Genomic DNA, 24,436 nt, shown 5'->3' with positions numbered 1-24,436 from the left:
CCCGCGCCTGCCTGATATAGGACCGAGGCGACTGACCTGCCAGATCTGAGAACAATTATACCCGGGTTTAATGTAGTTTTATCACCAAACTGAGGGGCTTTTTTCCTGCCTGCGCTCAGTTTGTTGGCTGGTGGCCGGTCTACCAGCTTTTCCCGGCCCGCCGCGATGCCCGGTGTGACGCGGCTTCAGCCCGGACTGGTCGATCCGCGAATGGCTCTTGCCCCAAACCATCCGTGCGAAAAAACGCGGCGCGCGGCGGCCGAACGCCTTGCATCAGAGAATCGACGAGTCGACGCTGAACCGCGCGTTGCCGTGAGACGAGACGATCAGACGCGGCCGCTCGAAGCTCACCGCCCGCGGTTACTCCTCCTCGTCGTCCTCATCGTCATCGAGGTCTTCGTCCTCGTCGTCATCATTGCGGTCGGCGTCGGCGTGAGCTGCCGCGCCATGGGGCTGGTGGATCTGGTCGTTCCACAGCTTGCGATAGGTGCCATTCTTGGCGAGCAACTCGGCATGGGAACCGCGCTCGATCGCCCTGCCCCCTGAAATCACGATGATCTCGTCCATCTCGACCACCGAGGTCAGGCGGTGGGTCGACCAGATCATGGTGCGACCCTTGGCGACCCTGAGCAGCGTGCGGTTGATTGCGGCCTCGGTGGTCTGGTCCAGCGCCGAAGTTGCTTCGTCCAGCAGCAGCACGGAGGGGTTGCGGATGATCGCGCGCGCGATCGCAATGCGCTGGCGTTGGCCGCCCGACAGCGTGTCGCCGCGCTCGCCGACCGGCGTGTCGTAGCGCTGCGGCAGGCTCATGATGTAGCGGTGGATCTCGGCCTTCTTGGCCGCCTCCTCCACCTCCTCGTCGGTTGCGCCCTCCTTGCCGAGCCGGATGTTCTCGCGGATCGACATGTTGAACAGCATGTTCTCCTGGAACACCACCGCCATGCTCCGGCGCAGCGAGTCCAGCGTCACCTTGCGGACGTCGACGCCGTCGATGGTGACGCGGCCTTCGTCGGGCACGTAGAGCCGCAGGATCAGATTGAGCAGCGTGCTCTTGCCGGAGCCGCTCGGACCGACGATCGCGATGCGCTTGCCGGCGTCGAGCTTGAGGCTGAGATTGTCCAGCACCGGCGTCTGACCACCCTCGTACTGGAAGGTGACGTGATCGAAGGTAATGTCGTGGGTGATGCGCGGCAGATCGGGCGCGCCCGGCCGATCGGCGCTGCGGGTCGGCTCGTCGAGCAATTCCTGGATGTGGCGGATCGCGGCGGCCGAGGAGATCGACACCGGGATGAAATGCATCACATGGGCGATGTTGTAGGAGACCTCCCAGAACGCGCTCTCGAAGGTGACAAAGGTGCCGATGGTGATATGGCCCTTGGTCGCCAGATACGCGCCGATCGCGAGCACCACAAGGTGCAGGAGGAGCACCGAGATGGTGACGGTCCGCTCCACCATGGTCGAGAGGAATGTGGCCGAGGCCATCTTGTTGCGGGTCTCGTCGTTGCGCAACCGGAAGAAGCCGAACATCTTGCGTTGCAGGCTGAACGCCTTGATGACCGCCTGGGCGGCCACGTTCTCCTGGACTTGGCCCAGCAACGCCGATTCATTGAGCTTCTGTTCGTAATTGGCCTGCACCGCCTTCGGCGTCAGGATCCGCGGGCCGATCAGCGTGATCGGGAACACCAGCAGCGCGACGACGGCGAGCTGCCAGTTGAGGAACAGCATCAGGATGATGCCGGCGATCAGCTCCAGGAACGGCAGCGCGGCACTGTTGGCGAACGTCTTGACCGAGCCTTCGAAGGCCGAGAGATCGACCGAGAAGCGCGACAGGATCTCGCCGCGCCTGGTGCGGCCGAAATAGGCGGCGGGCAGGTCCTGGACGTGCTCGAACAGGCGTGTGCGGACATCGGAGATGATGCAAGCGGCAAGTCGCGCGTCCCAGCGTTCGTACCAGACTGCAACGATCGAGGTGAAAATGCCGGCGACGGCGAGCACGCCGAGGATCTTGTAGAGCGCCTGAAAATCCTCCTCGCCGAGTGCATCGTCGATCAGGAACTTGAGGCTGAGCGGCATGATGACGTTGAACAACGTCTCGACCACGACGCCGAATGCCACGAATGACAGCATCCGCTTGTAGTTGGAGAGATAGGGCTTGACGAACCCGACAATGGTCGCAAGGGCCCCGGCGGCTTCGCGCGCGGTAAAGACGACGAGGTCCTCGTCCTCATCGTCCTCGTCGAGCTCCAGCTCGTCATCCCCCTCGTCTTCGGCGTCCTCGTCGTCCTTGAGATCCGGCTTGGCAGCGTCGGCGAGCTTGCCATCGAGCCCGGCCGCCTCCTCCGCGGCGAGCTTCTGTTGATCGGGAGATAGAGGCTTGTCGCCAGGCAAGAAAGGCTTGGATGCCATGAAACCAACCGATGCTGACGGCCGGCATGACCGCAGAGAACGCAGGAAATAGCGGCAACCGCTATTGCACCGATTCTATGCGATCAAGATGAATTCGGCAAAACAATTGGCGAATTCGGTTGGCGTCCCCCGGGCTAGTCCTCGTCCTCGACCTTGTCGAAGAAGGAATAGCGCAAGCTGTCCGCGTCGGCGTACCACTGCCCCGGCCCCTTGTTGGCGGCGAGCGTCGCCTCCCACAGCGCATCGGTGCAATCCTTGCGGTGCATCGACAGGTCGAAGCCGTTGCCGAAGAACAGTTCGGACCATTCCCACCAGGTGCCGAGCTTCTTGACTCCGCGCAAGAGGTCGTAGCGGTCGATCAATGCCGGCGCCATGTCCGAGGTGATGGAGCCGAACACGAGGCCGGTCTTGACCACGCGGTTGAGCTCGCGGATCGCGCGGACCACTTGCTTCGGGGAAACGTGGCAGAGGCTGGTCTCGAACACGAAGTCGAACGTGCCGTCCTTGAACGGCATGTCGGTGATCGTGCCGAGCTTGTTGTACTTCTTCAACGCTTTCGGCGTCCTGGCGTGGATCGCGCGGTTGTTTTCGATTCCCCATGCATCGATGCCGCGATCGCGCAGGGCGCCGACCAGTTCGCCGCTGGCGGAGCCCGCGACCAGCAGCTTGGCGCCCGCCGCCCTGCCCCAGACGATGCCGATCAGCTTCGTCAGGTAGTCGGGATCGGTGAAGTGCCGCCACGCCTGATGATAGGGGCCGAGACCGCGATAATTCTCGAAATATTTGCGATCGATCTTGTCCGAGAGCGGCTTGTCGTCCTGCGCGCGCTGGCGGCGCAGGCGCATCATCTCGGTCAGGATGATGTCGGTCGCCGCGTCCGAGGAATCCAGCAGGCCGTTCAGCGTCGAATCGAACAGATAGTCGCCGACCACCACGATGCCGGGGTGCTCCTTCGGCTCGGGCCGGTGATTAGTCATGACGTCGCGCGCGGGCAAACCACCAGGCAGCGCGTTCACCGAGGACAGCCAGCGGTGGATCTTGCCTTCCATGAAGTGCAGACGCGCATCGCCGAGAGAAGCCGGCAGCGATTTCAGGGCGGCCTCGATCAGCTCCTGGTCCGACAGATTGGCAAAAGCCAGCGCATCGGAGCCGGGAATGAGCCAATTCAGAACACCATGCTTGCCGACGTCGTGACGTGCGCCCTCGTTGTAGACGCAGCAGCCGCCGAAGGCTTCCGACATGAACCAGGCGCCCGGAATCTTGTCGCCCCAGAACGGCTCGTCGAACAGGATCGAGACGCGCAGATAGTGCGCGGGCCGGTCGAAATAGGCCACGTGCTTGACCATCGACCTGCGCAGCTGCTCGCCCTCCCAGCCGAGAGTGGCGAGCCAGGAATGCGGCAGGCAGACTAGCACGAGATCGAAGTCACGGGTCTCCGGCCCCTTGCCGTTCATCATCTTGAGCTGATACCGGCCGGTCGGCGCCTTGCCGACGGTGAGCACGCGGTGATTGAGCTGGATGTCGGCATTGACCTCCGACTGCAGGCATTCGATCAGCTGCTCGTTGCCGTTCTGGATGGAATAGAGGCCGATATAGCCGTCGACGTCCATCAGATAGTTCTTGAGCGCGTTGAGCCCGTTGGTGTTGTGGCTCTCGGTCGCGATGTCGGAACGCGCCATCACCTTGAAGAAGCGCTTTGCGGTGACGTCCTCGACCTCCTCGTCGAGCACCTGCTCGGCGGTCTTGTAGGCCCAGGGATGTTCGTTGTCGTGCGCGCCGACGCCCTCGTAATATTCCACCGGCGACATCACCTCGGCGCAGCGCTTGCGGAAGGCTTCGATCGCGGCGGCAGTCTTGGCGCCGTATTTGCGGCGCATGCCGGGAACGTCGTTGAGCAGCTCACCGCCGAACTGCACCTGCTCAGCATCCATCGGAATGGTCTGAAGGCCGAAATGCTGGATCAGCTCGCGCAGCGGATCCGGGCCTGTCATGGAGTAGTCGTAGATCTCGGCAACGCCGGCCTCGTACATCGCGGGCGCCGAATCGAACTTGCGGGTGGCGATCTTTCCGCCAAGCCTGTCGGAGGCCTCGTAGATGGTGACGCGGCAGAGGTCGCCGAGCTTGCGCTTCAGGTACCAGGCGCTCATCAGCCCGCCGGGGCCGCCGCCTACGATTGCGAGATCAAGCATGAGAGTTCCGTGGTCTTCCGGCCCTGCCCCCTTGGCGGGACCACCGGTCTAAGGCGCCATAGCACAAGCGCTTTTGCGGCTGAAGGAAAGATGAACAAAGGTTGATCCCGCATCGCAATAAAGCAGCAAAAAGGCCGGCAAAAGCCGGCCTTTTCATTGTCCTCGGTATTCCTACGGATGAACGATCACTCCGCGGGCGGCAGCGCAGGAAGCTCGGCTTCCGGCGCCGGCGACACGACGGCGGCCTGCTTCTCGCGCTCGTCCAGGATCAGCTTGTCGCGCTTCATGGCGACTTCGCGGATCTTGGCCATGGAGGCGCCGGTGCCCGCCGGGATCAGCCGGCCGACGATGACGTTCTCCTTGAGGCCTTCGAGCGGATCGATCTTGCCGTTGACCGCCGCCTCGGTGAGGACGCGGGTGGTCTCCTGGAACGATGCCGCCGAGAAGAAGGAGCGGGTCTGGAGGCTCGCCTTGGTGATGCCGAGCAGAACCGGCGTTCCCGTGGCGGGCTTCTTGCCCTCTTCCTTGGCCTTCACGTTCAGCGCGTCGAACTCGATCTTGTCGACCTGCTCGCCGGAGATCATGTCCGTGTCGCCCTGGTCGGTGATTTCCACCTTCTGGAGCATCTGACGGACAATCACCTCGATGTGCTTGTCGTTGATGAGCACGCCCTGCAGCCGGTAGACCTCCTGGATCTCGTTGACCAGATAGGCAGCGAGCTCCTCGATGCCCTTGACCGCGAGGATGTCGTGCGGCGCCGGGTTGCCTTCCACGATGAAGTCGCCCTTTTCGACGACGTCGCCGTCCTGAAGGTGGATGTGCTTGCCCTTCGGGATCAGGTACTCGCGCGGCTCGTCGGTCTTGTCCATCGGCTCGATCGAGATGCGACGCTTGTTCTTGTAGTCGCGCCCGAACCGGATGGTGCCCGCGATTTCGGCGATGATCGCCGCATCCTTCGGGCGCCGAGCCTCGAACAGTTCCGCCACCCGCGGCAGACCGCCGGTGATGTCACGCGTCTTGGCGCTTTCGGTCGAGACACGGGCGAGGATGTCGCCCGGCTGGACCTTGGCTCCGATGTCGACCGAGAGAATGGCGTCGACCGACAGCATGTAGCGGGCATCGCCGCCACGGGCGAGCTTGAGCACCTTGCCGTCCTTGCCCTTCACCACGATGGCCGGACGCAGGTCCGAGCCGCCGCGCGTCGAACGCCAGTCGATGACCACGCGCTTGGCGATACCGGTGGCCTCGTCGAGCGTTTCCGAGATCGACTGCCCCTCGACCAGATCCTCGAAGCCGATGGTTCCTTCGACCTCGGTGAGCAGCGGACGGGTGTAGGGATCCCATTCGACGATGCGCTGGCCGCGCTTGACCATGTCGCCCTCGTCGACGTGCAGACGCGAACCGTACTGGATACGGTGCGTCGCACGCTCGGTGCCGTCGGCATCGACGATCGCGACAACCATGTTGCGCACCATCGCGATCAGGTGACCTTCGCTGTTGCGGGCGATGGCCTTGTTCCTGATCACGATCTTGCCGTCGAAGTTGGCTTCGACGAAGGACTGCTCGTTGAGCTGCGCCGCACCGCCGATGTGGAAGGTGCGCATGGTGAGCTGGGTGCCCGGCTCGCCGATCGACTGCGCCGCGATGACGCCAACCGCTTCGCCGTGGTTGACCGGCGTGCCGCGGGCGAGGTCGCGGCCGTAGCACTTGCCGCAGATGCCGTTGACGAGCTCGCAGGTCAGCGCCGAGCGGATCTTCACCTCCTGGATGCCGGCCTGATGGATGGCATCCACGTGGCTCTCTTCCATCAGCGTATCGCGCTTGACGATCACCTGGCCCGAGCTGTCACGCACGTCTTCGCAGGCCGTGCGTCCGAGGATGCGCGAGCCGAGCGAGGCGACCACGGTACCGGCGTCGACGATGGCGCGCATCTTGATTCCGAGCTTGGTGCCGCAGTCGCTCTGCGTGATGATGCAGTCCTGCGCCACGTCGACGAGACGACGGGTCAGGTAGCCGGAGTTCGCGGTCTTCAACGCGGTGTCCGCGAGGCCCTTGCGGGCGCCGTGGGTCGAGTTGAAGTACTCGAGCACCGAGAGGCCTTCCTTGAAGTTCGAGATGATCGGCGTCTCGATGATCTCGCCCGACGGCTTGGCCATCAGGCCGCGCATGCCGGCGAGCTGGCGCATCTGGGCCGGCGAACCGCGGGCACCGGAGTGAGCCATCATGTAGATCGAGTTGATGTCGGCGTCGGCTCCGCTCGCCGTCTTCTTGGTGGCGGAGATCTCCTTCATCATCGCCTTGGCGATTTCTTCCGTGGCCTTCGACCAGGCGTCGACGACCTTGTTGTACTTCTCGCCATGGGTGATCAGGCCGTCGTTGTACTGCTGCTCGAAATCCTTCGCCAGCGTACGAGTGGTGTCGACGATCTTCCACTTGCCGTGCGGCACGACCATGTCGTCCTTGCCGAACGAGATGCCGGCCTTGAACGCGTTGTAGAAGCCGAGCGCCATGATGCGGTCGCAGAAGATCACCGTCTCCTTCTGGCCGCAGTGGCGGTAGACCTGGTCGATGACGCCGGAGATCTCGCGCTTGGTCATCAGCTTGTTGATGATCTCGTAGGAGATGCGCGGGTTCTTCGGCAGCAGATTGCCGAGCATGACGCGGCCGGCGGTGGTCTCGATCCAGCGCTTGGAGACCTTGCCGGTCTCGTCCATGCCTTCCCACCGGTACTTGATCTTGGTGTGGAGGTGGATGACCTTCGCGTGCAGCGCATGCTCGAGCTCGGCCATGTCGCCGAACACCTTGCCCTCGCCGGGCAGGCCTTCGCGCATGATCGAGACGTAGTACAGACCGAGCACGATGTCCTGCGACGGCACGATGATCGGCTGGCCGTTCGCGGGATGCAGGATGTTGTTGGTCGACATCATCAGGACGCGCGCTTCCAGCTGCGCTTCGAGCGACAGCGGAACGTGCACGGCCATCTGGTCGCCGTCGAAGTCGGCGTTGAACGCGGAGCAGACCAGCGGGTGAAGCTGGATCGCCTTGCCCTCGATCAGCACGGGCTCGAATGCCTGAATGCCGAGGCGGTGCAGCGTCGGGGCGCGGTTGAGCAGCACCGGATGCTCGCGGATCACCTCGTCCAGGATGTCCCAGACCTCGGGCCGTTCCTTCTCGACCAGCTTCTTGGCCTGCTTCACGGTGGTGGACAGGCCCTTGGCGTCGAGCCGCGAATAGATGAACGGCTTGAACAGCTCGAGCGCCATCTTCTTCGGCAGGCCGCACTGATGCAGGCGCAGCTCGGGACCGACCACGATCACCGAACGGCCCGAATAGTCGACGCGCTTGCCGAGCAGGTTCTGGCGGAAGCGGCCCTGCTTGCCCTTGAGCATGTCGGCGAGCGACTTCAGCGGACGCTTGTTGGCGCCGGTGATGACGCGGCCGCGGCGGCCGTTGTCGAACAGCGCATCGACCGCTTCCTGAAGCATGCGCTTCTCGTTGCGGATGATGATGTCGGGCGCGCGCAGCTCCATCAGCCGCTTCAAGCGGTTGTTGCGGTTGATGACGCGGCGATAGAGGTCGTTGAGATCAGAGGTCGCGAAACGGCCGCCGTCCAGCGGCACCAGCGGACGCAGGTCCGGCGGAATCACCGGGATCACGGTCATGATCATCCATTCCGGCTTGTTGCCGGAATGGCGGAACGCTTCCACGATCTTCAGACGCTTGGCGAGCTTCTTGTGCTTGATGTCGGAGTCGGTCTCCTGCATCTCGGCACGCAGCGAGGCCTCGAGCTTCTCGAGGTCCATGCCCTTGAGCAGCTCGCGGATCGCCTCGGCGCCGATCATGGCGGTGAAGCTGTCCTGGCCGTACTCGTCCTGCGCCTTCAGATACTCGTCTTCCGACAGCAGCTGACGGTCCTTCAGCGCGGTGAGGCCCGGCTCGAGCACGACGTAATATTCGAAGTAGAGGATCCGCTCGAGATCCTTCAGCGTCATGTCGAGCAGGAGGCCGATGCGCGAGGGCAGCGACTTCAGGAACCAGATGTGCGCGACGGGGGCTGCGAGCTCGATATGACCCATGCGCTCGCGCCGGACGCGCGACAGCGTGACCTCGACCGAGCACTTCTCGCAGATGATGCCCTTGTACTTCATGCGCTTGTACTTGCCGCACAAGCACTCGTAGTCCTTGATCGGCCCGAAGATGCGGGCGCAGAACAGGCCGTCGCGCTCGGGTTTGAAGGTACGATAGTTGATGGTCTCCGGCTTCTTGATCTCGCCGTAGGACCAGGACAGAATCTTCTCTGGAGACGCGATCGAGATCCGGATCTGGTCGAAGACCTGAGCCGGCGTCGTCGGGTTGAAGAGATTCATAATTTCTTGGTTCATCGTCTTCTCCTCGCGTGCCGGTCGCCTCCGGCCGCAAATTCGAAAATCACTTCTGCATGGCGCCCTGCCCTCAAGGCCTCGGGCGGGGCGCCGATGCCCGGCCGCGAAGGCCGGGCATGACAGGTCGAATTACTCGGCCGCTTCCGACGTCGGCGCCGGTCCCATCTTGGAGTTGTGCAGGTCGACGTTGAGGCCGAGCGAGCGCATTTCCTTGACCAGCACGTTGAACGATTCCGGAATACCGGCCTCGAACGTGTCGTCGCCGCGCACGATCGCCTCGTACACCTTGGTACGGCCGGCGACGTCGTCCGACTTCACCGTCAGCATCTCCTGGAGCGTGTACGCCGCGCCGTAAGCCTCGAGCGCCCACACCTCCATTTCGCCGAAGCGCTGGCCGCCGAACTGCGCCTTGCCGCCCAGCGGCTGCTGGGTGACGAGCGAGTACGGACCGATCGAACGCGCATGGATCTTGTCGTCGACCAGATGGTGCAGCTTGAGCATGTAGATGTAGCCCACCGTCACCTTGCGATCGAACGGATCGCCGGTGCGGCCGTCATAGACGGTCGACTGACCCGAAGCGTCGAGACCGGCGAGCTTCAGCATCTCCTCGATATCGGCTTCCTTGGCACCGTCGAACACCGGGGTTGCGATCGGCACGCCGCGGCTGAGGTTATGGCCGAGTTCGAGCAGCTCGTTGTCGTTGAGCGACTTGATCGTCTCGTCCTCGCCGTAGACCTTCTTCAAGGTCTCCTTCAGCGGCTTGATGTCCTGCTTCGACAGGTACGCATCGACGGTCTGGCCGATACGCTTGCCGAGGCCGGCGCAGGCCCAGCCGAGATGGGTCTCGAGGATCTGTCCGACGTTCATGCGCGAAGGCACGCCGAGCGGATTGAGCACGATGTCGGCATGCGTGCCGTCTTCGAGGAACGGCATGTCCTCGATCGGCACGATCTTCGACACCACGCCCTTGTTGCCGTGGCGGCCGGCCATCTTGTCGCCGGGCTGGATCTTGCGCTTCACCGCGACGAAGACCTTGACCATCTTCATCACGCCGGGCGGCAATTCGTCACCGCGCTGAAGCTTCTCGACCTTGTCGAGGAAGCGCTGTTCCAGTCCCTTCTTCGACTCGTCGTACTGCTTCCGCATGGCCTCGATCTCGGCCATCAGCTTGTCGTTCGGCGAAGCGAACAGCCACCATTGCGACTTCGGATACTCCTCGAGCACCGCACGGGTGATCTTGGTGTCCTTCTTGAAGCCCTTGGGACCTGCAATGCCCTGCCGCCCCTCGAGCAGCTCGGCAAGACGGTTGTAGACGTTGCGGTCCAGGATCGCCTGCTCGTCGTCGCGGTCCTTGGCGAGGCGCTCGATCTCCTCCCGCTCGATCGCCAGCGCACGCTCGTCCTTGTCGACGCCGTGGCGGTTGAACACGCGCACTTCGACGATGGTGCCCTGCACGCCCGGGGGAACGCGCAGCGAGGTGTCGCGGACGTCGGAGGCCTTCTCGCCGAAGATGGCGCGCAGCAGCTTCTCTTCCGGCGTCATCGGGCTTTCGCCCTTCGGCGTGATCTTGCCGACCAGGATGTCGCCGGCGCGCACTTCCGCGCCGATGTAGACGATACCGGCTTCGTCGAGGTTCTTCAGCGCTTCTTCCGAGACGTTCGGAATGTCGCGGGTGATTTCCTCAGGTCCGAGCTTGGTGTCGCGGGCCATCACCTCGAACTCCTCGATGTGGATCGAGGTGAAGACGTCCTCCTTCACGATCCGCTCGGAGAGCAGGATCGAGTCTTCGAAGTTGTAGCCGTTCCACGGCATGAACGCGACCAGCACGTTGCGGCCGAGCGCGAGCTCGCCGAGATCGGTCGAAGGACCGTCGGCGATGATGTCGCCCTTCCTGACGACGTCGCCGACCTTCACCAGCGGACGCTGGTTGATGCAGGTCGACTGGTTCGAGCGCTGGTACTTCATGAGGCGGTAGATATCGACGCCCGACTTGGTCGGATCGAGATCTTCCGTGGCACGGATGACGACGCGGGTCGCATCGATCTGGTCGATCACGCCCGAACGGCGCGCCGCGATCGCAGCGCCCGAGTCACGGGCAACCACGCCCTCCATGCCGGTGCCGACGAACGGCGCCTCGGCGCGAACCAGCGGCACCGCCTGGCGCTGCATGTTCGAGCCCATCAGCGCGCGGTTGGCGTCGTCGTTCTCGAGGAACGGGATCAGCGCCGCGGCGACCGAAACGAGCTGCTTCGGCGACACGTCCATGTAGTCGACCTTGTCGGGCGTCATCGGCACGACGTCGCGGGTGCCGCTCGAACGGCAGACCACGAGGTCTTCGGTGAAGCGGCCCTTGGCGTCGACCGGCACGTTGGCCTGGGCCACGGAATAGCGCCCTTCCTCCATCGCCGACAGGTACACGACCTCGTCGGTGACACGGCCATCCTTGACCTTGCGATACGGCGTCTCGACGAAGCCGTACTTGTTCACGCGCGCGAAGGTCGCGAGCGAGTTGATCAGGCCGATGTTCGGACCTTCCGGCGTCTCGATCGGGCAGATGCGGCCGTAATGCGTCGGGTGCACGTCGCGCACCTCGAAGCCAGCGCGCTCGCGGGTGAGACCGCCCGGTCCGAGCGCCGAGAGGCGGCGCTTGTGGGTGATCTCGCTGAGCGGGTTGGTCTGGTCCATGAACTGCGAGAGCTGCGAGGAGCCGAAGAACTCGCGCACCGCGGCGGCGGCCGGCTTGGCGTTGATCAGGTCCTGCGGCATGACCGTGTCGATGTCGACCGAGGACATGCGCTCCTTGATCGCGCGCTCCATGCGCAACAAGCCGATGCGGTACTGGTTCTCCATGAGCTCGCCGACCGAACGCACGCGGCGGTTGCCGAGATGGTCGATGTCGTCGATCTCGCCCTTGCCGTCGCGCAGATCCACCAGCGTCTTGATGACGGAGAGGATGTCCTCCTTGCGCAGCGTGCGCTGGGTGTCGGGCGCATCGAGGTCGAGGCGCATGTTCATCTTGACGCGGCCGACCGCGGAGAGGTCGTAGCGCTCGGCGTCGAAGAACAGCGACTGGAACATGGCCTGCGCCGATTCCAGCGTTGGCGGCTCGCCCGGACGCATCACGCGGTAGATGTCGAACAGCGCGTCCTCGCGCGTCATGTTCTTGTCGGCCGAGAGCGTGTTGCGGATGTAGGGGCCGACATTGACGTGGTCGATGTCGAGCAGCGGCAGCTCCTTGTAGCCCTGCTCGTTGAGCGCCTTCATCAGCTTGTCGGTGATCTCCTCACCGGCCTCGGCGTGGATCTCACCGGTCTTGGGGTTGACGAGATCCTCGGCGACGTAATTGCCGACCAGTTCCTCGTCGGCCATGCGCAGCGCCTTCAGCCCCTTCTCCTGGAGCTGGCGGGCGGCGCGGACGGTGAGCTTCTTGCCGGCCTCGAGCACGACCTTGCCGGTGTCGGCATCGATCAGGTCGTTGACCGTGGAGTAGCCGCGGAAGCGGTTGGCGTCGAACGGAACGCGCCAGCCTTCCTTGGTCCGCTTGTAGAGAATCTTCTTGTAGAACGTGGACAGGATCGCCTCGCCGTCGAGGCCGAGGGCGAACATCAGCGACGTCACCGGAATCTTGCGGCGACGGTCGATACGCGCATAGACGATGTCCTTGGCGTCGAACTCGATGTCGAGCCAGGAACCGCGATAGGGGATGACGCGGGCGGCGAACAGCAGCTTGCCCGAGGAATGGGTCTTGCCCTTGTCGTGGTCGAAGAACACGCCGGGCGAACGGTGCATCTGCGAGACGATGACGCGCTCGGTGCCGTTGACGATGAAGGTGCCGTTCATCGTCATGAGCGGGATGTCGCCCATGTAGACGTCCTGCTCCTTGATGTCCTTCACCGACTTCGCGCCGGTTTCCTCGTCGATATCGAACACGATGAGGCGCAGCGTCACCTTGAGGGGCGCAGCGAAGGTCATGCCGCGCTGGCGGCACTCGTCGACGTCGTATTTCGGCTGTTCGAACTCGTAGCGGACGAATTCCAGCATCGAGGTGCCGGAGAAGTCGGAGATCGGAAACACCGAGCGGAACACCGCCTGCAGACCCTCGTCGAGACGTCCGCCCTGGGGTTCGTCCACCATCAGGAACTGGTCATAGGACGCCTTCTGAACCTCGATGAGGTTCGGCATCTCGGCGACTTCCTTGATGTGTCCGAAGAACTTGCGAACGCGTTTGCGACCGGTGAATGTCTGCTGCGCCATCGTGGCCTCTCATTTTCGTCGCCCGCCCTGGGCGCACCGTCCGGACCGCGGCTGCCACCGCTTTCCGGGTTGAATTTTCGAACCCGTCTTGGGGGCCGGAGACGCAGTTTCAGGCGCCGATGTCCTGAATCTGTTCTTCAGACCTTCAAAACGCAAAACGACGCGCGGGGCGCAGATGCGCGCCCGCCCGTCACAACGATCATCTTCACGGACTGCAAAAGCCCGAAATAGCCTGCTCTCCCAACGGCTTACAGGGAAATCCGGCATCCCTGCCCACCGCGCTTTCGTGCTGCCGACCCGATATGGGGCGACAATAGTGCAGATTCGAGGGTCAAACCCTCAAATCCCCACACTTTTTCGTGTTTGGCCTGCGTCGGATCGTTCCGTCGCACGCCTTTTGCATTCTGGTCCACCCTCTCGAAGGGGGACCAGGATCCCGGGCAGAGCCGTTGCCCGCCCGGGATCCCGCCAGTAAGCAGTGCTTACTTGAGCTCGACCTTGGCGCCAGCCTTCTCGAGCTGGGCCTTGATCTTGTCGGCTTCGTCCTTGTTCACGCCTTCCTTCAGCGGCTTCGGAGCACCCTCGACGAGGTCCTTTGCTTCCTTCAGGCCGAGACCGGTGATGGCGCGGACTTCCTTGATGACCTCGATCTTCTTGTCGCCGGCGCTGGCGAGAACGACCGTGAACTCGGTCTTCTCTTCCGCCGGAGCGGCAGCACCGCCGCCGCCAGCGGCCGGGCCGGCCACGGCGACAGCCGCGGCAGCCGAAACGCCCCACTTCTCTTCGAGGAGCTTCGCGAGTTCGGCAGCTTCGAGCACGGTCAGGCTCGAGAGGTCGTCAACGATCTTCTGCAGGTCAGCCATTGTTCAGTTTCCTTAACTGTAAGTCTGGTTCGGGTTTGAGTTTTGCGAAGGGCGTCAGGCCGCTTCGCCCTTTGAGGCATGAGCCTGGATGACGCGCGCGAGCTTGCCCGCGGGCGCGTTGGCGAGCTGGGCCAGCTTGGTCGCCGGGGCCACGATGAGGCCGACGATCTTGCCGCGCAGTTCGTCAAGCGACGGCAGCGAGGCAAGCGCCTTCACGCCGTCGACATTCAGGACGGTCTTCCCCATCGATCCGCCGACGATGACGAACTTTTCGTTCGCCTTGGCGAATTCGATGGCGACCTTTGGCGCCGCTACCGGATCGTTCGAAGTCGCGATCACGGTCGGCCCCTTCAGCATGGGGCCGATGGCAACGACGTCAGTGCCTTCAAGAGCAATTTTGGCGAGACGGTTCTTCGAGACCTTCACCGCGGCACCCGCCTGCTTCATCTGCTGGCGCAGCTTCTGCATCTGGGCGACGGTGAGGCCGGAATATTGAGCAACGATCGCGACGCTCGTGGTCTTGAAGACCTCGTTGAGCTGTTCGACCGCTTCTTTTTTTGCCGCTCGTTCCACAGCAAGCTCTCTCCGGTTGGCGGTCATCGCGAGAAGCGGGACCGCCGGGTTGCACCCATCGTCCCGCCCAAACCTGAACCTCCGGGTCAAAAACCCATCGGACACGCCGGGCAAGACGACATTCAAAGCCTGCCCTCCGGGAGCCCAAGGGCCCACGGCGTGTCGAGGTCCGAACCAGACCCGTTTCGCAAAACCAGCCCTTAAAGCTGGATGCGAAGTGAAATCCGGTCTTCACCCGTCTATGCAGGCAATGCGATTAAGCCGTTGAGGAATCGAGATTCCCCGCGGGCGCCTGCAGTCTTGGACAGGACGAGGTCAGCCGGCGAACCGCCCGACCTCTGCCCGCATCCCTGCCAAAAGACGGATCTTCCTTCCTTTTCGGGCAAATCCTCACGGACGTCCTGAAAAGGAATGATCTCCTGTCGTGTCGGGTTTTCGGAATGCGTGCACGAACGCGCCAGCCGAGGCCGGCACGTCCGGAGGCGGTTCTTTAACCGCTCGGAGCCTGCTTGCCAAGAGCAAAATTCACACCAGTTCCAATCGATTGGCGGTTGGCCTTGAGATGGCCCAACAAGGGCCGATTCAGGCCGATTTGATCCGGTACGGCAGCGTTTTGCCCTCGAAGAATGCGGTCAGGTTGGCCAGCACGCAGTTCTGCATGGCGACGTGCGAATCCAGGGTGTGGCCGCCGATATGCGGGGCGAACACCACGTTGGGGAGTTCGGTCAGGGCGTCAGGCGCGTGCGGTTCCTTCTCGAAGACGTCGAGGCCCGCCCCCGCGATGGTCTTGTCGGTGAGCGCCGCGACCAGGGCCTTCTCGTCGATGACGGAGCCGCGGGAGATGTTGACGACGTAGCCCTCCGCCCCGAGGCGCCTGAGGATATCGGCGTTGACGGCATGTTGGGTCTCGGCCCCTGCCCGCACCGCGATCATCAGGACGGGGCACCAATCGGCGAGCGCCTCCAGGGTCTGAAAGTACTGATAGGGCAGATCATACCGGGTGCGGCTGAAATAGCCGACCTCGCTCTCGAAAGCAGCACAGCGCGCGGCGATCTTGCGGCCGATCTCACCCATGCCGTAGATGCCGATGCGGCGGCCGGGCATGCCGGCCTGGGGACGCATCATCGGTGACTGTTTCGAGGCCGCCCAATCGCCGCTGCGGACATATTGGTCGGCCACCAAAATCCGCCGCGTCGTCGCCAGCATCAAGGTCATCGCGATGTCGGCGACAGAAGCCGCATTGGCACCGGGGCTGTGACCGACCGCGATGTTCCGGCTGGCCGCCGCCTTCAGGTCGACGCCATCATAGCCAGTCCCATAGCAGACGATGGCGCCGAGATTCGGAAACAGGTTCATCGCCTCCGCACCGAGTGGCGAGCCGCCAGCAGTCAGCAGTGCGCGGATGCCGCCCAGCTCCTCCGCCGGAAACACCTCCCGCACGGGCTTGCCGCCGGTGTCGAGCAGCTCGAACCGCTCGGCGAAGCGCGCCATCATCGACTTGGGAAAGCGCGAGTAGATCAGGACCTTGTCAGCCATTGTTGTTGTTTCCGAAGAGCGCCGCCACAAACGACGAGGGGCGGAATCGGTCGCCCGATCCCGCCCCTCGCCTCATGCAATTTCCAAACCTCAGCCGAGAATGGTGCCCGGCTCGACCTTCACGCCGGGGCCCATCGTCGAGGACACCGCAACGCGCTGGATGTAAGTGCCCTTGGAACCGGCCGGCTTCGCCTTGGAGACCGCGTCAGCCAGAGCCTTGATGTTCTCGACCAGCTTCTCCTCGGAGAACGAGGCCTTGCCGACGCCGGCCTGCAGGATGCCGGCCTTCTCGACGCGGAACTCGACCGAGCCGCCCTTGGCGCCCTTCACCGCACCGGTGACGTCCATGGTCACGGTACCGATCTTCGGGTTCGGCATCAGGCCGCGCGGGCCGAGCACCTTACCGAGGCGGCCGACCAGCGGCATCATGTCGGGGGTGGCGATACAGCGGTCGAAATCGATCGTGCCGTTCTGCACCTTCTCGACCAGGTCCTCGGCGCCGACGACGTCCGCACCGGCGGCCTTGGCTTCATCGGCCTTGGCGCCGCGGGCGAACACGCCGACGCGGAGCGTACGGCCGGTGCCGTTTGGCAGGGTCACGACACCGCGGACCATCTGGTCGGCGTGGCGCGGATCGACGCCGAGATTGATCGCGACCTCGATGGTCTCGTCGAACTTCGCTTTCGCGCGTTCCTTGACCATCTTGATGGCGTCCGCGAGCGGGTAAAGCTTTTCGCGGTCAATGCCTTCGCGGGCTTTGTTCAAACGCTTTCCGATTGCCATGGCCGCTTACCCCGCAACTTCCAGACCCATCGAACGGGCCGAGCCCTCGACCATCTTCATGGCCGATTCGATGGTGTCGCAATTCAAGTCCTTCATCTTCTTCTCGGCGATCTCGCGCACCTGCGCCTTGGTCACCTTGCCGGCCTTGTCACGGCCCGGCGCCTTCGAACCGGACTGGATTTTTGCAGCCTGCTTGAGGAAGTAGGACATCGGCGGCGTCTTCATCTCGAAGGTGAAGGAACGGTCCGCATAGATGGTGATGATCACCGGGATCGGGGTGTTCTTCTCTTCCTTCTGGGTCTGGGCGTTGAACGCCTTGCAGAACTCCATGATGTTGAGACCGCGCTGACCGAGCGCGGGACCGATCGGGGGCGAGGGATTCGCCGCGCCGGCCGGGACCTGAAGCTTCAGGTATCCGGTCACTTTCTTTGCCATGTATCACTCCTGTTGTGCCGGCAGGACCGGCGGTTTCAGGTTCGTGGTCTGGGTCGGATGCGGCTGGCAACCGCCCCTCCCTCCCACGGCCTCTTGTTGCGCGAGACCGAAGCCTCCCGCGTTACCCGATCAGACCTTCTCGACCTGACCGAATTCCAGCTCGACCGGCGTCGCGCGGCCGAAGATCGACACGGCGACCTTCACGCGCGAGCGCGCCTCATCGATCTCCTCGACCACACCCGAGAACGAGGCGAACGGGCCGTCGGCCACGCGCACGTTCTCGCCGATCTCGAACGACACCGACGCCTTCGGCCGTTCCACGCCCTCCTGCACCTGGTGCAGGATGCGCATGGCCTCGGCTTCCGAGATCGGCATCGGCTTGTTCTCGGCGCCGAGGAAGCCCGTGACCTTCGGCGTGTTCTTGATCAGATGGAACGCCTCGTCGGTCAGCTTCATCTTCACCAGCACGTAGCCGGGGAAGAACTTGCGCTCGGCGTCGATCTTGCGGCCGCGGCGCACTTCCGTGACCTTCTCGGTCGGAACCAGCACCAGCTCGAACAGCTCCTCGAGCCCGCGCTGCTTGGCCTGCTCGCGGATCGATTCGGCGACCTTCTTCTCGAAGTTCGAATAGGCGTGGACGATGTACCAGCGCTTGTCGGACACTTGAGCGGTTGCTGTTGCCATCATTGAATGCCCAGGAGGAAGGTGACGAGGTAGCGAATGATCAGGTCGGCGGCGAAGAAGAAGATCGAAGCCACCGCGACCATGACGAACACCATGATGGTGGTGATCGTGGTCTCACGGCGGGTCGGCCAGGTGACCTTGGCAGTCTCCGAGCGCACTTCCTGCAAGAACTTGAACGGGCTGACTGCCATCGCTTGAGGTCCAGCGTCCGTCGACAGACGCAAATGAATTTCAGGGATCCGAACAGCCGCCGTTGGCCCAGCCCTCTGTCTCGAAGGATGAGCCGGAAACCGGGCTCGATTGTTCGGGGATTTCAAGGCCGCGCCGGAAATCCGCGTCTAACGGGCCGGCTGCGAGTGCCGGGTATCTACTGCGGATGCGGCCAAAGGTCAAGGTAGAGAGAGTTCGCCCGGGCAGGCCGCCCTCCCCCCGAGGGTCGTGCAGAGGCCATGTGGATCAAGGACTTGTCGACCGCCCGGAACGCGCCATCCCATCCCCGGCAAGGCTATCGGGAGCCGTCAGTCGGCCCGGTCGACCATGGAAATCCCCGGCAGCGGCACCACGAACTTCCCGCCTTCGGCGAAATAGCGGGCGTGCTTGGCCCGGATCGGGTCGACATAGCGCCAGGCGAAGACCACGACGAACGCGGGTTTGCGCTCGTAGAGAGCGGCAGGCGGCAGGATCGGGATGTCATAGCCGGGGCCCGCCATCACCTTCCCCTTGTTGGGATCGTCGTCCACCAGGAAGTCGATCTTGTTCTCCAGGCCGAACTGCGGCAGCAGCGTCGTGGTGCCCACCGAGACGCCATAGCCGGCGACCAGCTCACCGCGCGCATGGGCGGCATCTGCCATCGCGACCAATTCGTCACGGATGGCGGCGATCCTCTTCACGTACGGCATATAATAGGCCGGCTGATCGACGCCGAGCCGGTCTTCCTCGGCAACGAAACGCGCGACCTCGGCCGACGGTTTCTTGGCGCCGCCGGCGCGCTGCACGGTCACGCGGATCGAGCCGCCCTTGGTCCAGATGTGCTGGACGTCGATCAGCTCCATGCCCAGCCGGGCGAAGAAACGGATCAGCGGCTTGATGTTAAAATACGACAGATGCTCGTGATAGACGGTATCGAGCAGGTTCTTCTCGGTGACGTCGACGCCGTATTGCGTTTCGAAGACGAACAATCCGTCCGGCGCGAGTACGTCGCGAACCCCGATCACCAGCGGATCCAGATTGTCGACATTGGCGATCATGTTGTTGGCGATCACGACGCTCGCCGCGCCATGGCTCTGCAGGATGCGGCGACCAACGGCATCGGTGAAGAAATCGCCGATGGTCTCGATGCCCGCCTCCGTGGCGCGCCGCGCGATGTCGACGGCGGGATCAACACCCAGCACCCGCATCCCCCGCTCCTTGAAGAAGCCGAGCAGCGATCCGTCATTGCTGCCGAGCTCGACCACCAGCGAACCCGGCGCAATGCCGAAACGGCTGACGACGTCGTCGGCATAGGTAGCGAAATGCTCGCGCAGGCCGAGCGAGAGCGAGGTGGTATAGACATAGTTTCGGTACTGGATCTCCGGATTGCCGACATGGAGAATCTGGAGGTGGCCGCAGTCCCGGCACAGATGCAGCGCCATCGGCACCGCAGCGCGGAACACGGGATCGTCGACGCTGGCGTTCGGCACCTGGAAGTTCGGCGTGCCGATCGGCATGCCTGCCATCGGGACGACCAGCTCTTGCTTGTCGGAATGACAGAGGCGGCAAGTATTGCGGACGTAGAACAGGTTTTTCATCGTGCAACCGAAGAATGAGATACGCGCGCGAGTGGGATAGTCTCACCCTGTGAAGACCAGATCGGCAACGGGCTCAAGCGGGTCATGGGTGGCTCGAGGCCTCGTTGCCCAGCCCGTAGCCGGGCGCGTCCTCCGCTGCCTTGGCCACCTTGTCGGCCGAATACGAGCCGCGCTCCGGACTTGCCAGCCAGATTACGCCACCGACGAGCCCGATGATCACGCTAATGGCGCCCAGCAGGAGCGATACCGACAGCGCCTGCTCGGACGACACACCCGCCAGACCCAGGCAGGCGACCATCGCTCCCTCGCGAACGCCCCAGCCGCTGATCGAGATGGGGACCGCCGTCAACAGCACCACCGGCGGAATCAGAATGCCGGCGTCGAGGACAGAGAGCTGCGCTCCGACGCCGCGCGCCAAGGTGTAGCAGGCCGCGGCGGTGACGAGATGGATGAGGAGCGCCGATCCGAACAGCAGCGCACGGCGCTCGGACTGCAGGAGCAAAAACCTGACCAGCGTTCCGAACCGCACGAAGCTCGCGATCGCGGGAAGCGCAATGAAGCGTTTCGGCAGACGGTCGAGCGTCAACAGGACCAGCGTGCCGGCGACGCCGGTCACCGTCAGTCCGCCGATCGCCAGGATCGCAGCGTGATTCGACACGCGCGACATCAGAAACGGCAATCCGGCCACCATCAGCACGACCAGTCCGATCAATGCCGTGAAGCGGTCGGCTGCAACGCCCTTGACCGCCTCCGGCCACTGCACGCTGCGTTGACGCAGCAGCCAGATCCGCACCGCGTCACCGCCGACCGATGACGGCAACACCTGATTGAACCAGAGGCTGGTCATCAGTATCCGCCAGCCGGCGAGCCAATCCAGCGACACGCCGAGCGCGCGCATGATCAGCTCCCACCGGCCGTTGAGCACGAAGGTCTGGACGAAGATCAGCGCAAGCGCGACGACGAACAGGACCGGATCGACCGAGACGAGATGGTCGCGCAGCTGGCGCAGGTCGAGACCGCGCGCGATGTAGACCAGCACGGCGATCGACAGCAGCAGCTTCACCGAAAACAGGGCCGCATGCTTGAATCGCGACTGCATCGGATGCCCGCCTCAGGACGCCGGATATTCCGCACGACCGATGACGAGGTCGATTGCGGCCATCATCCAGAACTGGTGCGTGGTCTCGACAATGTTGTAGCTGCGGCTGTCGACCCAGAAATTGACGTCGCCGAGATTGCGCAGCGGATTGTCCGCGTTCATGCCCGACAACGTGATCACGTCGAGCTTCATCTTGCGCGCCTGCGTGACCGCGTTGAGGATGTTCGTCGAACGCCCCGACGAGCTGATCGCGACGAGGCAATCGCCGGCGCGCGCATTCAGCCGCACGGCGTGCGCGATCCAGTCCTCGAACCCGTAATCGTTGGCAAGGCACGACATCATGCTCGCATCGCTGAAGCAGAGAGCGGGCACTGACGCATTCTTCGCCAGATCGATCGCCAAATGCGAAGCGATGCCGGCCGACCCGCCGTTGCCGATGAAGATGACGCGACCGCCCTGCTCGCGCGTGCGTAACCAGGACGCGCGCGTCGCGGAGATCCTCGCAAAAATACCGTCGTCGACCGCCGTCGCGCGATGCAGGCGCCCCACGTAATCGTCGAGGAAAGCCTTGTGGTCGGGATCGACGGATTCGGCAGGCATGGGCTGACGGCTCGATTGCAACATTACCGGGTGATACCGGCTATTACCAAGGATTGCAAAGGTATAATACTTGCAAAGTTTGCGGGCGGCTGATAGTCGGCTTTTCGGGTTTCACTCAACATTGGCGAGCCTATTTCGCTGGGCATTCGCGTCACGGATGTTCCCTATGAAATGCATTGTTACTGGCGGCGCCGGGTTCATTGGAAGTCACCTCGTCGATCGCCTGCTCGATGACGGCCATGAGGTCATTGCGCTCGATAATTTCGTGATCGGACGCGCTGAAAACCTCGCCGCACGCGCCGGTTCGAGCCAGTTGAAGGTCGTGCGGGCGGACGTCACCGATCTGGACGCGATCAAACCGTATTTCCACGGGGTGGATTGGGTCTTCCATCTCGCCGCGCTGGCGGACATCGTACCCTCGATCGAATCGCCGATCCCCTATCATCGCGCCAATGTCGACGGCACGGTCAACGTTCTCGAAGCGGCGTGGCACGCGGGCGCCAGCCGCTTCATCTATGCGGCTTCCTCCTCCTGCTACGGCATTCCGGATGTCTATCCCACGCCGGAGAGTTCCGAGATCCGGCCGATGTATCCTTACGCGCTCACCAAGAATCTCGGTGAGCAATGCGTCATGCACTGGTGCCAGGTCTACAAGCTGCCCGCCGTGGCGCTGCGCCTGTTCAACGTGTTCGGACCGCGCCATCGCACCACCGGCACCTACGGCGCCGTGTTCGGCGTGTTCATGGCACAGAAGCTGGCGGGCAAGCCCTTCACGGTGGTCGGCGACGGCGAGCAGACGCGCGACTTCACCTTCGTCAGCGACGTCGCCGATGCCTTCGTGACCGCCGCGCGCTCCGACGTCTCGCACGAGATCTTCAATGTCGGCTCGGACAACACCTACAGCGTGAACCGCCTGGTCGAGCTCCTCGGCGGCGACAAGGTCCACATTCCCAAGCGCCCGGGCGAGCCCGATTGCACCTACGCCGACATCAGCAAGATCAAGCGGGTCCTGAAATGGGCGCCGAAGGTGAAGTTCGAGGACGGCGTTGCGACGATGTTGAAGTCGATGGACCAGTACAAGGACGCTCCGCTCTGGACGGTGGACAAGATCGCCGACGCCACCAAGGACTGGTTCAAATATCTCGGTGACGACAAGGTCACCCCGCAGAAGGCAAGCCGTTGAGCAGATTCGTTCACCCCCCAATTTTGCCGCCAGCCGATCACGTCCGGGCCGGCCAACTGAGACCGACCGGCGCCTTGGGTCATTCACATGGGTAATGCTGCGACAGACAGGCCGGCCGGCCATCCGGCACCGCACGAGAAGATCAAGACGATCGAGGAGCTCGGCGAGATTGCGCGCGCCGCGCAGGCTGAGGGCCTGACCGTTGCGCTCTGCCACGGCGTGTTCGATCTGGTGCATCTCGGTCACGTCCGGCACATCCTGGCAGCCCGCAACGAGGCCGACGTCGTCGTGGTGACCATCACCGCGGACCGTTACGTCAACAAGGGCCCGGGACGGCCGATCTTTCCGGAGAACATGCGCGCCGAGATGCTGGCCGCGCTCGGCACGGTCGACTGGGTCGGCATCAATCAGACCTCCAGCGCCGAGCCGGTCCTCGATACCGTGCGCCCTGACATCTACGTGAAGGGCTCGGACTACGAGAATCCCGAGGATGACGTGACCGGCAAGATCGCAGTGGAGCGCGAGGCGGTCGAGCGTCACGGCGGGCGCATCGTCTTCACGCGGGACGTGACGTTCAGCTCGTCGTCGCTGCTGAACCGTTATTTCGACATCTACGATCCGCCGCTGCGCGACTACCTCCAGAAGGTGCGCGATGGCGGCGGCGCCGAACGCCTGCTGAAGCTGATCGACAAGATCCAGGACATGCACGTCGTGCTGGTCGGCGACACCATCATCGACGAATACCAATACGTCACGGCGCTCGGGAAGGCCTCCAAGGAGAACATCGTCGCGACCCTGCTCAAGAACGGCGAGCAGTTTGCCGGCGGCGTCATTGCCGCGGCAAATCACGTCGCGAGCTTCTGCAAGTCGGTCGAGATCGTCACGACGCTCGGTGGCAACGACTACCCCGAAGAGTTCATTCGGGCGCATGTCCGCCCGAACGTAAAGCTCACGCCGATCCGCGTTCAGGGCCGTCCGACCACCCGCAAGCTGCGGTACGTCGAGATGGGCTATCTGCACAAGCTGTTCGAAGTCTATACGATGGACGACACGCCGCTCGACGAGGCCGCGCGCACGGAGATCGACCGCGTCACCGCCGAGCGCGTCCGCGGGGCCGACGTCGTCATCGTCACCGATTTCGGTCACGGCATGATCGCAGCCAGCACGATCGACGCCTTGATCGCGAATTCCAAGTTCCTGGCCGTCAACGCCCAGAGCAACAGCGGCAACCACGGCTACAACCTGATCACGAAGTATCCGCGGGCCGACTACATCTGCATCGACGCACCGGAAGCGCGCCTGGCCGCCACCGACAAGTTCAACGACATCGCATCGGTGATCGAGGGCGGCCTGCATCGCAAGATCGATTGCGACAACATGATCATCACGCACGGCTCCTTCGGCTGCTACCCCTTCTCGTCGAAGACCGGCGTTGCGCGCGTCCCTGCTTTCACCAAGACCGTCGTCGACACCGTTGGTGCGGGCGATGCCTTCCTGACAATCACGGCGCCGCTGGTGGCGGCCGGCGGCAACATCGAGGACGTCGCCTTCATCGGCAATGCGGCGGGCGCGATCAAGGTCGGCATCGTCGGCCACCGCAACTCGGTCGAGAAGGCGCCGCTGGTCAAGTTCGTCACCGCGTTGTTGAAGTAGCGCGATCGA

At 63.5% G+C, this 24,436-nt stretch carries 16 protein-coding genes; 2 read left to right on the top strand and 14 right to left on the bottom strand.

Translation table 11 applies throughout. The features are described 5' to 3' along the window. Positions 1-360: 360 nt before the first annotated feature. From I6F28_RS10760 to I6F28_RS10695, 14 genes are all read right to left on the bottom strand, one after another. Positions 361-2,406 (bottom strand): ABC transporter ATP-binding protein, encoded by a 2,046-nt coding sequence (locus I6F28_RS10760; protein WP_225139876.1) that lies wholly within the window; start codon positions 2,404-2,406, stop codon positions 361-363. Positions 2,407-2,540: 134 nt separating this feature from the next. After that, entirely contained in the window at positions 2,541-4,595 is a 2,055-nt protein-coding gene (locus I6F28_RS10755; protein ID WP_225139875.1) for an FAD-dependent oxidoreductase, read from the bottom strand. A 185-nt stretch (positions 4,596-4,780) separates the two neighbouring features. Further along, positions 4,781-8,977 carry a DNA-directed RNA polymerase subunit beta' gene (gene rpoC / locus I6F28_RS10750; RefSeq protein WP_036011015.1) on the bottom strand — a complete coding sequence of 1,399 codons (4,197 nt, stop codon included), beginning with the start codon at positions 8,975-8,977 and terminating at the stop codon, positions 4,781-4,783. 129 nt (positions 8,978-9,106) lie between these two features. Next, positions 9,107-13,231 (bottom strand): DNA-directed RNA polymerase subunit beta, encoded by a 4,125-nt coding sequence (gene rpoB, locus I6F28_RS10745; RefSeq protein ID WP_036027612.1) that lies wholly within the window; start codon positions 13,229-13,231, stop codon positions 9,107-9,109. A 482-nt stretch (positions 13,232-13,713) separates the two neighbouring features. After that, positions 13,714-14,094 (bottom strand): 50S ribosomal protein L7/L12, encoded by a 381-nt coding sequence (gene rplL, locus I6F28_RS10740; RefSeq protein ID WP_036027614.1) that lies wholly within the window; start codon positions 14,092-14,094, stop codon positions 13,714-13,716. Positions 14,095-14,148: 54 nt separating this feature from the next. Beyond that, entirely contained in the window at positions 14,149-14,667 is a 519-nt protein-coding gene (gene rplJ / locus I6F28_RS10735; protein WP_036010998.1) for a 50S ribosomal protein L10, read from the bottom strand. A gap of 582 nt (positions 14,668-15,249) precedes the next feature. Beyond that, positions 15,250-16,203 (bottom strand): 2-hydroxyacid dehydrogenase, encoded by a 954-nt coding sequence (locus I6F28_RS10730; RefSeq protein WP_225139874.1) that lies wholly within the window; start codon positions 16,201-16,203, stop codon positions 15,250-15,252. Between the two features lie 90 nt (positions 16,204-16,293). Further along, positions 16,294-16,986 (bottom strand): 50S ribosomal protein L1, encoded by a 693-nt coding sequence (rplA, locus tag I6F28_RS10725; protein ID WP_025037003.1) that lies wholly within the window; start codon positions 16,984-16,986, stop codon positions 16,294-16,296. A 6-nt stretch (positions 16,987-16,992) separates the two neighbouring features. Then, the gene (gene rplK / locus I6F28_RS10720; protein ID WP_011088164.1) at positions 16,993-17,421 is read right to left on the bottom strand and encodes a 50S ribosomal protein L11; all 429 of its coding nucleotides are present in this window, start codon (positions 17,419-17,421) and stop codon (positions 16,993-16,995) included. Between the two features lie 129 nt (positions 17,422-17,550). Beyond that, positions 17,551-18,105, bottom strand: a complete 555-nt coding sequence (gene nusG, locus I6F28_RS10715) for a transcription termination/antitermination protein NusG (protein ID WP_018647229.1) — start codon at positions 18,103-18,105, stop codon at positions 17,551-17,553. Continuing rightward, on the bottom strand, positions 18,105-18,296 hold the full coding sequence (gene secE / locus I6F28_RS10710) for a preprotein translocase subunit SecE (protein ID WP_036010992.1): 192 nt from the start codon (positions 18,294-18,296) through the stop codon (positions 18,105-18,107). Before secE ends, nusG begins: the two co-directional genes overlap by 1 nt. A 327-nt stretch (positions 18,297-18,623) precedes the next feature. Then, positions 18,624-19,892, bottom strand: coding sequence for a class I SAM-dependent methyltransferase (locus I6F28_RS10705; protein ID WP_225139873.1), 1,269 nt, complete (start codon positions 19,890-19,892; stop codon positions 18,624-18,626). 82 nt (positions 19,893-19,974) lie between these two features. After that, positions 19,975-20,991, bottom strand: coding sequence for a lysylphosphatidylglycerol synthase transmembrane domain-containing protein (locus I6F28_RS10700; RefSeq protein WP_225139872.1), 1,017 nt, complete (start codon positions 20,989-20,991; stop codon positions 19,975-19,977). 12 nt (positions 20,992-21,003) lie between these two features. Continuing rightward, positions 21,004-21,591, bottom strand: a complete 588-nt coding sequence (locus tag I6F28_RS10695) for an SIS domain-containing protein (RefSeq protein ID WP_225139871.1) — start codon at positions 21,589-21,591, stop codon at positions 21,004-21,006. Positions 21,592-21,757: 166 nt separating this feature from the next. Here I6F28_RS10695 and I6F28_RS10690 point away from each other — a divergent pair, with 166 nt between their 5' ends. Together I6F28_RS10690 and I6F28_RS10685 are read left to right on the top strand one after the other, a co-directional pair. Next, positions 21,758-22,774 carry an SDR family oxidoreductase gene (locus I6F28_RS10690; protein ID WP_225139870.1) on the top strand — a complete coding sequence of 339 codons (1,017 nt, stop codon included), beginning with the start codon at positions 21,758-21,760 and terminating at the stop codon, positions 22,772-22,774. A gap of 87 nt (positions 22,775-22,861) precedes the next feature. Next, positions 22,862-24,427: a PfkB family carbohydrate kinase gene (locus I6F28_RS10685; protein WP_225139869.1), complete on the top strand. Its 1,566-nt coding sequence runs from the start codon at positions 22,862-22,864 to the stop codon at positions 24,425-24,427. Positions 24,428-24,436 lie beyond the last annotated feature (9 nt).

It is taken from the genome of Bradyrhizobium sp. NBAIM14 (genome assembly GCF_020193895.1).
GTDB lineage: Bacteria > Pseudomonadota > Alphaproteobacteria > Rhizobiales > Xanthobacteraceae > Bradyrhizobium > Bradyrhizobium yuanmingense.
Note: the sequence above shows the minus strand (reverse complement) of the source record. Positions and strands in the feature narration are given on the sequence as shown.

Excerpts from the sequence above, each read along its gene's own strand:
- rpoB (WP_036027612.1), bottom strand. The coding sequence starts at position 13,231 with ATGGCGCAGCAGACATTCACCGGTCGCAAACGCGTTCGCAAGTTCTTC.
- I6F28_RS10760 (WP_225139876.1), bottom strand. The coding sequence starts at position 2,406 with ATGGCATCCAAGCCTTTCTTGCCTGGCGACAAGCCTCTATCTCCCGAT.
- I6F28_RS10705 (WP_225139873.1), bottom strand. The coding sequence starts at position 19,892 with ATGAAAAACCTGTTCTACGTCCGCAATACTTGCCGCCTCTGTCATTCC.
- I6F28_RS10695 (WP_225139871.1), bottom strand. The coding sequence starts at position 21,591 with ATGCCTGCCGAATCCGTCGATCCCGACCACAAGGCTTTCCTCGACGAT.
- rplA (WP_025037003.1), bottom strand. The coding sequence starts at position 16,986 with ATGGCAATCGGAAAGCGTTTGAACAAAGCCCGCGAAGGCATTGACCGC.
- rplL (WP_036027614.1), bottom strand. The coding sequence starts at position 14,094 with ATGGCTGACCTGCAGAAGATCGTTGACGACCTCTCGAGCCTGACCGTG.
- I6F28_RS10685 (WP_225139869.1), top strand. The coding sequence starts at position 22,862 with ATGGGTAATGCTGCGACAGACAGGCCGGCCGGCCATCCGGCACCGCAC.
- I6F28_RS10700 (WP_225139872.1), bottom strand. The coding sequence starts at position 20,991 with ATGCAGTCGCGATTCAAGCATGCGGCCCTGTTTTCGGTGAAGCTGCTG.
- rpoC (WP_036011015.1), bottom strand. The coding sequence starts at position 8,977 with ATGAACCAAGAAATTATGAATCTCTTCAACCCGACGACGCCGGCTCAG.
- secE (WP_036010992.1), bottom strand. The coding sequence starts at position 18,296 with ATGGCAGTCAGCCCGTTCAAGTTCTTGCAGGAAGTGCGCTCGGAGACT.
- I6F28_RS10690 (WP_225139870.1), top strand. The coding sequence starts at position 21,758 with ATGAAATGCATTGTTACTGGCGGCGCCGGGTTCATTGGAAGTCACCTC.
- I6F28_RS10755 (WP_225139875.1), bottom strand. The coding sequence starts at position 4,595 with ATGCTTGATCTCGCAATCGTAGGCGGCGGCCCCGGCGGGCTGATGAGC.
- nusG (WP_018647229.1), bottom strand. The coding sequence starts at position 18,105 with ATGGCAACAGCAACCGCTCAAGTGTCCGACAAGCGCTGGTACATCGTC.
- rplK (WP_011088164.1), bottom strand. The coding sequence starts at position 17,421 with ATGGCAAAGAAAGTGACCGGATACCTGAAGCTTCAGGTCCCGGCCGGC.
- I6F28_RS10730 (WP_225139874.1), bottom strand. The coding sequence starts at position 16,203 with ATGGCTGACAAGGTCCTGATCTACTCGCGCTTTCCCAAGTCGATGATG.